Origin of the sequence: Streptomyces sp. NPDC005281 (assembly GCF_040607495.1) — a bacterium.
Lineage (GTDB): Bacteria > Actinomycetota > Actinomycetes > Streptomycetales > Streptomycetaceae > Streptomyces.
The window spans coordinates 208,248-216,582 of sequence record NZ_JBEXGX010000017.1; the positions used below are offsets into that span (position 1 = coordinate 208,248).

7 protein-coding genes and 1 pseudogene are annotated in these 8,335 nt (G+C 70.2%); 3 read left to right on the forward strand and 5 right to left on the reverse strand.

Features of this window, described 5'->3' with window-relative positions; all coding sequences use genetic code 11:
- Position 1 precedes the first annotated feature (1 nt).
- The 3 genes from ABZV42_RS24415 to ABZV42_RS24425 are packed head-to-tail and all read right to left on the reverse strand — an operon-like array spanning position 2 to position 2,844.
- Positions 2-691: a response regulator transcription factor gene (locus tag ABZV42_RS24415; protein ID WP_355984824.1), complete on the reverse strand. Its 690-nt coding sequence runs from the start codon at positions 689-691 to the stop codon at positions 2-4.
- 3 nt (positions 692-694) lie between these two features.
- Positions 695-1,912 carry a histidine kinase gene (locus ABZV42_RS24420; RefSeq protein ID WP_356053577.1) on the reverse strand — a complete coding sequence of 406 codons (1,218 nt, stop codon included), beginning with the start codon at positions 1,910-1,912 and terminating at the stop codon, positions 695-697.
- A gap of 47 nt (positions 1,913-1,959) precedes the next feature.
- Positions 1,960-2,844 carry a CPBP family intramembrane glutamic endopeptidase gene (locus tag ABZV42_RS24425; RefSeq protein WP_355984826.1) on the reverse strand — a complete coding sequence of 295 codons (885 nt, stop codon included), beginning with the start codon at positions 2,842-2,844 and terminating at the stop codon, positions 1,960-1,962.
- A 135-nt stretch (positions 2,845-2,979) separates the two neighbouring features.
- On the opposite strand from ABZV42_RS24425, the gene ABZV42_RS24430 reads away from it, so the two are divergent.
- Entirely contained in the window at positions 2,980-3,177 is a 198-nt protein-coding gene (locus ABZV42_RS24430; RefSeq protein ID WP_355984827.1) for a hypothetical protein, read from the forward strand.
- Between the two features lie 369 nt (positions 3,178-3,546).
- Here ABZV42_RS24430 and ABZV42_RS24435 read toward each other — a convergent pair whose 3' ends face one another.
- Positions 3,547-5,055 (reverse strand): hypothetical protein, encoded by a 1,509-nt coding sequence (locus ABZV42_RS24435; protein WP_356053578.1) that lies wholly within the window; start codon positions 5,053-5,055, stop codon positions 3,547-3,549.
- A gap of 544 nt (positions 5,056-5,599) precedes the next feature.
- The gene (locus ABZV42_RS24440; protein WP_355984831.1) at positions 5,600-6,094 is read right to left on the reverse strand and encodes a cupin domain-containing protein; all 495 of its coding nucleotides are present in this window, start codon (positions 6,092-6,094) and stop codon (positions 5,600-5,602) included.
- Between the two features lie 96 nt (positions 6,095-6,190).
- Between ABZV42_RS24440 and ABZV42_RS24445 the strand changes: the two genes are divergently transcribed.
- The gene (locus tag ABZV42_RS24445) at positions 6,191-7,027 is read left to right on the forward strand and encodes a LysR substrate-binding domain-containing protein (protein ID WP_355984839.1); all 837 of its coding nucleotides are present in this window, start codon (positions 6,191-6,193) and stop codon (positions 7,025-7,027) included.
- 175 nt (positions 7,028-7,202) lie between these two features.
- Positions 7,203-8,221, forward strand: a pseudogene (locus tag ABZV42_RS24450) (IS5 family transposase).
- The last annotated feature ends 114 nt before the right edge of the window (positions 8,222-8,335 follow it).

An 8,335-nucleotide genomic window follows, 5' to 3' on the forward strand; every position in this document is an offset into this window, starting at 1 on the left:
CTCAGGGCGTGGCGGACACCAGGCCGATCCGGTGGGCGAGGACGACAGCCTGGACACGGTCGCGCAGGTCGAGTTTGGTCAGGATCCGCGACACATAGGTCTTGACCGTCTCGGGCGTGATGAACATCGCCGCGGCGATCTCCGCGTTCGACAGTCCCCCGGCGATCAGTCGGAGCGCCTCCAGTTCACGGAGGGTCAGCGCGCTCACGACTTCCTCCCTGGCCGGCCGGGAGGTGTCCGCCGGGCGCAGCCGTTCGGCGAAGTGGCCGATGAGATGGCGGGTGACGGCCGGTGCCAGCAGTGCCTCGCCCCGGGCGACCGTACGGATTCCGCCCACCAGCTCCGCCGGAGGTGAGTCCTTCAGGAGGAAGCCGCTCGCTCCGGCCCGGAACGCGTCGTAGACGTGGGCGTCGACGTTGAAGGTGGTGACGACCAGTACCTTCGGGGGTGCCAAGGCGTCGGGGCCGGCCAGCATGCGGGTCGCCTCGATGCCGTCGAGCAGGGGCATCCGAATGTCCATCACGACCACGTCGGGGCGCAGCCGCTGCGCGGCCTGGACTGCCGCGTGCCCGTTCTCGGCCTCCCCGACGACCTCCAGATCGGGCTGGGCGGAGAAGATGGTGACATAGCCGGTACGCACCAGTGCCTGGTCGTCGCAGACGAGAACACGGATCGGCGGCACATCGCTCACGGCTTACTCCTGCGCGGGCTGGGCGGGGATCACGGCACGGACGCGGAACCCGCCGTCGGGGCGGGGCCCGGCCACCAGTTCACCATCGAGCATCCGCACCCGTTCACGCAGCCCGGTCAGACCACGTCCTCCAGCACGGCCCGCTCCGCGGGCGGCGGGTACGGCCGCCGAGGAGGGGGCGGATCCTTCGGTGGCCACCTCGATCTCGATGTGCTCGTCACCGTACTGGACCAGGACCTGTGTCCGCTGCCCGGCCGCGTGCTTCATCGCGTTGGTGAGCCCCTCCTGCACCACGCGGTACACGGCCAGTTCCACGTCCACGCCCTGCGCCCGCCACTCGCCCCGCTCGGTGAACTCGACGGGCTGGCCCGACATACGGGCCTGCGCGACCAGGTCCCCCACCCTTCCCGGGGTGGGTGCCCGGTCCACGGACGCGGACTGGCCGGTCGCCTCCAGCACGCCGAGCAGGTACCGCAGCTCGGTCAGCGCCCTGCGGCCGGTGTCGCTGACAGCTGTCAGACCGTCACCAGCACGTTCCGGCGCGGATGTGAGCAGGAACTGCGCCGCGTCGGCCTGCACCACCATGGCCGTCACATGGTGGGTCACCACGTCGTGCAGTTCGCGCGCGATGCGTGCGCGCTCGTCGGCGGCGGCCACCTCGGCGGCCAGCCGCCGCCGCTCGGATTCCTCTGCCCGCCACCTGCGGACGCCGCCGCCCACCAGCCAGACCCCGGCCAGGACCAGGAAGAACGCGAGGTAGTCCGGGATCCGCTCCGGTGAGCCCAGGCGGTGCAGGACAACCGCCAGCACGGCATAGCCCGCCCCGGCCACGGCGGCGAGGGCGCGGCGGAAGGAGACCTGATGGGCTCCGGCGGAGTACAGGGCCGCGTAGAGCCCGACACTCCCGAACGTCGCCGGACCGCCCAGGGCCTGATGCACGGCGAAGGCGCCGCCGACGACGGCCAGGCAGGGCGCGGGCCGTCGGGTGCGTACCGCCAGCGGCAGGGTCTGCGCCAGGGTCAGCCCGACGGTCAACGGACTTGACGGGCGATCGGACAGGTCGCCGATCTGCGCCCCGATCTGCGACAGGGTCGGCACGAAGGCCAGCACGGTGAGAACCAGCGCGAGAACGCCGTCCTTGAAAGGTTGCTGACGCTCCGTCAGCCAGTTGAACGGCCTCCGCGGCAGCAGCGGTGTCCGGGACCACCTGGGCGTCATCACGTCCGTCTCCGTTCCGTTCCGGTCAGCCGGGGGTGCCGCGGGGGGGTTCAGCGGGCAACGCCCCGGCGGGGCAGCAGACCGCCCCGTCGGTGGGCGAGGACGAACATCGGGACCGTCAGCGCCACACTGATGAGGACGGTAACGATCGACGCCTCCAGACTGAAACTTCCGCCCGTCAGGAGGCCCGAACCGCTGGTGTGCAGCGAGAGCAGTCCGTTCGCCTTGTTGCCCGAGACCGGGATGCCGAGCAGTTGCTCGGTGGCGTTCCAGGCGAAGTGGAGACCCACGACGAACCAGATGCTGCGCCGCCACAGGAACGCCGCTCCGAGCAGCGCGCCGGCCTCGACCGCGATCGCCAGCCCGCTCCACGCGGTGGCCCCGGGGTTCGCCAGGTGCAGGGCGCCGAAGAGCAGCGCGGTGATCGCGACAGCGGCACGGCTGCCGAACAGCCGCTCCAGGGCGTGCAGGGCGAAGCCCCGGAACATCAGCTCCTCCGTGACCGCCGCACCCGCCTGCACGACGACCGCGGACGTCACAACGGAGAAGAAGCCGTTTCCGGCCCAGGAGAACGAGTAGCCTCCGAACGCCGCGATCGCCAGGGCGGACACGAGGATGAAGCCCAGGCCGATCCCGCCGCCGAGCACCGCCTCCCGCACGGCCCCCCGCCGCGCGATCTCCGGCACCGGCCGTCGTGCGACGAACCGCATGACCGCCCAGTACACGGCCACCGCGACGGCGGCCCCCAGCACCGGCACCGGTCCGGGGCCGGTCGCTGTCGCGGCCGATACCACGCCGACGCCGACGATTCCGGTCAGCATCCAGCCCAACGGAGAGCGGCAGATCCGCCCGACGCGCCCGCCGTTCGGACCGGAGCCGTCCGGAAGCCGGTCCGGGCCTGTCTCGTCGTGTGTGGTGGATGTCGTGTGCATCATGGCCTCCCCCTTGGTACGGGCCGCGCAGGCGGCGGCCCTGTGATCAGGCTAGGAACGCCACGACCTCCGCGACTCACCCGTGGGCGGACAGCGCCGGTAGCTCTCACGGGGGATGCGCTCGGCGGTGCCTCTGTCGTGCGCGGCCTCGATGTCGGCGCGCAACGCACCGTGGCCCGGGGCGAGTTCTGCGACACCATCCACGTCTTCGGCAGCGGCCGCATCACCGGATCCGGCTCCCAGAACGACCGATTGACCCCCGGCCGTACCTACGCCGAGATGTTCACCGGGCGTGCCGTACGACGGCGGACCGTGTCCAATCCGGACTCGTCGTAAGAGCGCGTGCCGAGCTCCACCGCCTCGGGCCTCGAACTCGACCGCGCGGCCGTCAACGCCAGCTTCACCGTCCCGCACCACAATGGTCGGACCGAAGGCGTCAACACCCGCAACAAACGGATCATGTCTGGCGCCAGCTCTTCGCTGCAGCGTCGGGTGCACGTTACGCCTCCACGTGCCGCTGCTGTGTGTGTAGTTCTCCGTGGCGGTGATCCGGTCGAGGGGTGTCGCGGCGCTCTGGGCCGGTCGGTCACTGAGCACGGGTGAGGAGAGGGCGGAGGCCCGTCGGTGGGGCCTGGGCCGACTGCTGCGCGTCGGCCCAGGCCCGGTTCGCCCCGCCGCCGCGAGGTGACGGTTACGGCGTCACGGCTACGGCACGATCGTCCACCGCTGCCGGGCGTCGTCGTTGCAGTTCTCGATCGTCACGTAGGCCGCTTCCCGCGCCGACGGCACCAGGCACTGGTGTGCGGCCTCGTTGCGGAAACGGAGGGAGCCGTCCTCGTACATCTCCGCCTGCCAGCGGTGCCCCGTGCCGTCGTCCCTGGCGCCTCGGTCGCTGCAGTCGTGCAGCAGGGATGGTGCGCCGGGCCGGGGCTGATGGGTGTCCAGGATGTCGACGCAGCGACCACCGCTGCCGAACGCCTTCAGCCGGACGATGTTGTCGCCCAGGCCGGCGTATTCCATGTCCCAGCGCTGGGTGAACACGTTGTTGCGCGAACGGGTGGTCAGTCGGGTGCCGTCACGGCCGGGCTCCCCGAACTGGTCCAGGTAGAGGCCGTTCCAGGCACGCAGCCGGACCCGCAGGTCACCGTCCTCCCACGCGCGGTCGGACACCCCGCGGGAATTGTCCCACCACTGCTGTGAGGGACTGTCGTTGCACGCCAGGGCCAGGACACGCTGTTCGTTGCCCAGACCGGTCAGACACAGGCCCGGATAGGCCGAGTTGTGCCAGCGCAGCGGGCCGCCGGGTGTCCCGAGGTCGTCGGGTTGCCACTGTGCGAGGGGGGAGTCGCACGACAGCACGATGACGGACAGAGGGAGGAACGGGTTGAGGCCGGGGCACATCCCGGTGGCGCGGTCGGCGAGAGCGCTTCGGGCGCCGGACCTCGCCGCGGGGCTGCTGCCGACGGCAAAGCCGTACCAGTGCGCCTGCACGGTGTTCACACGGAACCGTTGACGCAGGTTGTAACGCTCCTGGGTGGTGGTCACCTCACCCCAGGCTCTGTTCTGGGCGTCCAGGACCAACCCGGTCCGGGCGTTCTCGAGGCTCGAGGTGAAGTTGTGCACCGGGCCGTCGGGCGCGGCCGGAACGGGAGTGGGAGCCGGTTCGAACTGGACGGGATAGTGGTCCGCCCCGCGCGCCGCGGGAATGTCCGCGTTGAACCGGGGTGTACCGCGGGTGATCGCGTAGTCGAGTTCGCCGCCTTGTTGGTGGGTGGGGCGGTCGGGACGGGCCAGTTGCTCGTTGGCACGCAGGTGCAGACTCTGGTTCCTGGCCTGCTGGTCGGTACGGTTGCGGATGTTGAGGTTGAAGTCGCCGACCATGACCCAGTTCTCGCCGGGCCGGGCGGCCGCGCGGATTCCCGCGAGCAGGCCGGGGACGTCGCCGCCGCGGGCGTGCACGTTGTAGTAGACGGTGTTGCCGATCCGTACCCCGAGGGCGCGGCGGTAGCGGTAGTCGTCGCGAGGTTCGTCGCGGTCGTACAGCGGGTTCTCGATGACGCGGACCTCGGCCGCGCGGGCGTGCGTGACGACTGCCAGGTTGACCCGGCCGCCCTGCCAGCGATCCCGTCCCGTGGCGCTGTCGCGACGCGGGTCGGTCTGCAGGTAGTAGACGTGAAGGCGGTGGTGGTGGTACTCCCACTGCGTGTGGCTCACATGGTTCGGCAGGCCGGCCGGGAACGGACCGGGGATGGGGATCGATTCACCGGTGCCCGGGTCTGGTGCGGTTCTGGGGGCGGTCCGTTGCCGACCTCCTGGAGGGCGACGACCTGGTGTCGCATCGTCAGTGGTCCGACCTCGCCGTTCCAGCGCAACCCGCGACTGGAACCCTGCATGTTGTAGGTGGCGAACGACAGGCTGCCGTCTGACGATGGGTCTGTCCGCCGGTCGTCGGCCCGCGCCGAGTAGCCACCCGGGCCAGGTGCGGCACCGACCAGCAGTCCGGCAGCCAGCAGCGCGGAGGTCAGGACGGCGGTCAGCCGCGATCCGCGTGGGCCGGAGCGTGTCCTGGTACGGGAAGGGAACAACGGTAATCGCATCGGGTCTCCCTTTCAGAGCGATCTGTGTAGGTTGCGAACGGCCGCACGAACGATCTCTTCAGTTCGGCGGTTCTGCGTCAAGAGCCCCTCACGCGCCATGCGGACGCAGCGGGTACGGGGTTTCGGCCTGGTGTCAGCCCACGGTCCTTGGCCATGCCGCTTCAGGCCGGGCCGGTGGCGGGCACGGTCGCGTAGCGGCTCATCGCGTCGATGTTGGCCTGTGGCGTCAGCGGCCGGCCGTCGGCGAGCGCGTCTTGGAGGTCCCGGAAGTACTGGACGTACAGGTCGGGGGTGAAGGTGCTGAGCATGACGGCGGGTTGGCCGGTCGGGTTGGCGAAGGTGTGCGGGGTACCGGGCGGAACCATCACGAGCGTGCCCGCGGCGGCGTCGTGGTCCTCGTCCCCGACGGTGAATCGCACGGTGCCGGAGAGGATGTAGAAGCCCTCGTCGTGGCGGGCGTGGCGGTGCTGCGGCGGTCCCTGGGTGTACGGGGCGAGAACGGACTCGGCGATCGCGAGGCGGTGCCCGGTGTGGCTGCCGTCTTCCAGAACGCGCATGCGTGTGGTGCCCAGAACGATCGTCTCGCCGTCGCCGGCACCCACCACCGATACACCGGGGTGAGTCTGCGGCTTGTCGGTCTTCGCTTCTTCGGCCATGTCCACGAGTTCACCGGCGGGGACCCGCCGGTGTCCAAGACTCGTCCTGTGGCGCTGATATCGCGTGGGTATTGTTGCAGCGTGGAGCTACGGACCCTGCGCTACTTCGTGGCGGTTGCCGAGGAACTCCATTTCGGCCGGGCCGCCACCCGACTGCACATGAGTCAGCCGCCGCTGAGCCGGGCGATCAAGCAGATGGAGGCCGAGGTCGGTGCCCCGCTGTTCACCCGCTCGCCTGCGGGGGTCACGCTCACTGCAGTGGGCTCGGTGCTGCTGGACGAGGCGCGGGCCCTGCTCGACCATGCCGACCGCGTACGGGTACGCGTGAGCGCGGCGGCCGGCGTCGCGACCATCACCATCGGTCTCCTGGGCGACGGAACCGACCCGGGAGTGGCCAGGCTGGCCGCCGTCTACCGCCGCAGCCGCCCCGGCATCGACATCCGCATCCGCGAGACCGATCTGACCGACCCGACCTGCGGGCTGCGCGCCGGACTGGTCGATGTCGCGCTGACCCGGGCGCCGTTCGACGAGACCGCACTGACGGTGCGTGAACTGCGGACCGATCCGGTCGGCGTGGTTCTGCGCGCCGACGATCCGCTGGCCGGCCGCGACGGGCTGCGGCTGGCAGAGTTGAGCGACCGCCGCTGGTTCCAGTTCCCGCAGGGCACCGACCCTGTCTGGCAGTCGTACTGGAACGGTGGCAGGCCGCGTGAGGGCCCAGTGGTGCGCGCCGTCCAGGAATGCCTGCAGGCCGTGCTGTGGAACGGCACGGTCGGCCTGGCCCCGCTCGGGCACGACCTGCCCGGGGGACTGGCCCTGGTGCCGCTGATCGACATGCCTCCGAGCCGAGTGGTGGCGGCGTGGAACAAGGGCGACACCAACCCGTTGATCCGATCCTTCATCGAGATCGCGACAACCGCGTACCGTTGTTGAGGGGAGTGTCTGGTCAACGACGAGAAAACCCGCCACCTCCAACCCGACCACCAGACCTCAACCATGGTTGGTTGGGGCCACGGTCGGCCCGACCATCTGGGTTCTAGGAGCTTTTCGGAGTTCGGATCTTCTTGATGCTCGGTGGTGTGCTGGTCCGGGCTGGTAGAAGTCGGGTGTGGCGCGTTTTGATGTGACGGATGCCGAGTGGGCGTTGGTCGAGGCTCGTCTGCCGGTGGCGGCGACGGGTCCGCTGCCGCGGCGGGTGCGGGACCAGTTCAACGGGGTGTTGTGGAGGTTCCGTACCGGCGGCGGATGGCGTGATGTCCCGGAGCGCTACGGGCCCTGGTCCACGGTGTATTCGCGGTTCAACGCCTGGTCGAAGGTCGGGGTGTTCCAGGGGTTGATGGACGGCCTGATCGCCGAGGCGGCCGCACGCGGGCGGGTCGGGCTGGAACTGGTCAGTGTGGATTCCACGATCGTGCGGGCCCATCACGAATCGGCAGGCCTGGCGATCGCCGGGGAGACCCTGGACGCTCTCGAACAGGCCCTGACCGAGGAAAAGGGGGTTCCGCTGCCGGAGCAGGGACCCGTTCTGCGGGTGATGCGCCGCAGGCCGCACCCGGTGCGGGCGACGCACAGGAGGAGGGCCGGAAGCGGTCCGCGGCACGGCGTCGTCGCCGGGCTAGGGCGAAGGCCGCCGGGCTCGGCAGGTCCAGAGGCGGTCTGAGCAGCAAGGTCCACGCTGCGGTCGATGCGGCGGGACTGCCTCTGGTGCTCGTGCTGACCCCAGGTCAGGCTGCGGACTGCCCGCAGTTCCGGGCGGTACTCGACCGGGTCCGTGTCGCAGGTCCGAGGGGTCGCCCGCGCACCCGGCCCGGGGCGGTGGCCGCCGACAAGGCCTACTCGTCCAAGGACAACCGCGCCTACCTGCGCAGACGCGGGATCACCGCGGTCATCCCGGAAAAGAACGACCAGGCCGCCAATCGCCGCAGGAAAGGCTCGGCCGGCGGTCGCCCCGTCGCCTTCGACACGCACCGCTACGGGCAGCGCAACACCGTGGAGCGCTGCTTCCAGAAGATCAAGACCTGGCGCGGCCTCGCCACCCGCTACGACAAGTCCCCCGAGAGCTATGAGGCAGGACTGCACCTCAGAGCCTCGATCATGTGGTTGAAGCACATCACCTCAATCACATGATCCGAACCCCGAACAGCTCCTAGTACTCCAGCAGTACTTCGTGGCTTGACCTGGGGAAACGTCGAGCGGTGGGAGTGTAGCGGGCAGGATGCCGTCACGGACGGCTTCTGCCCG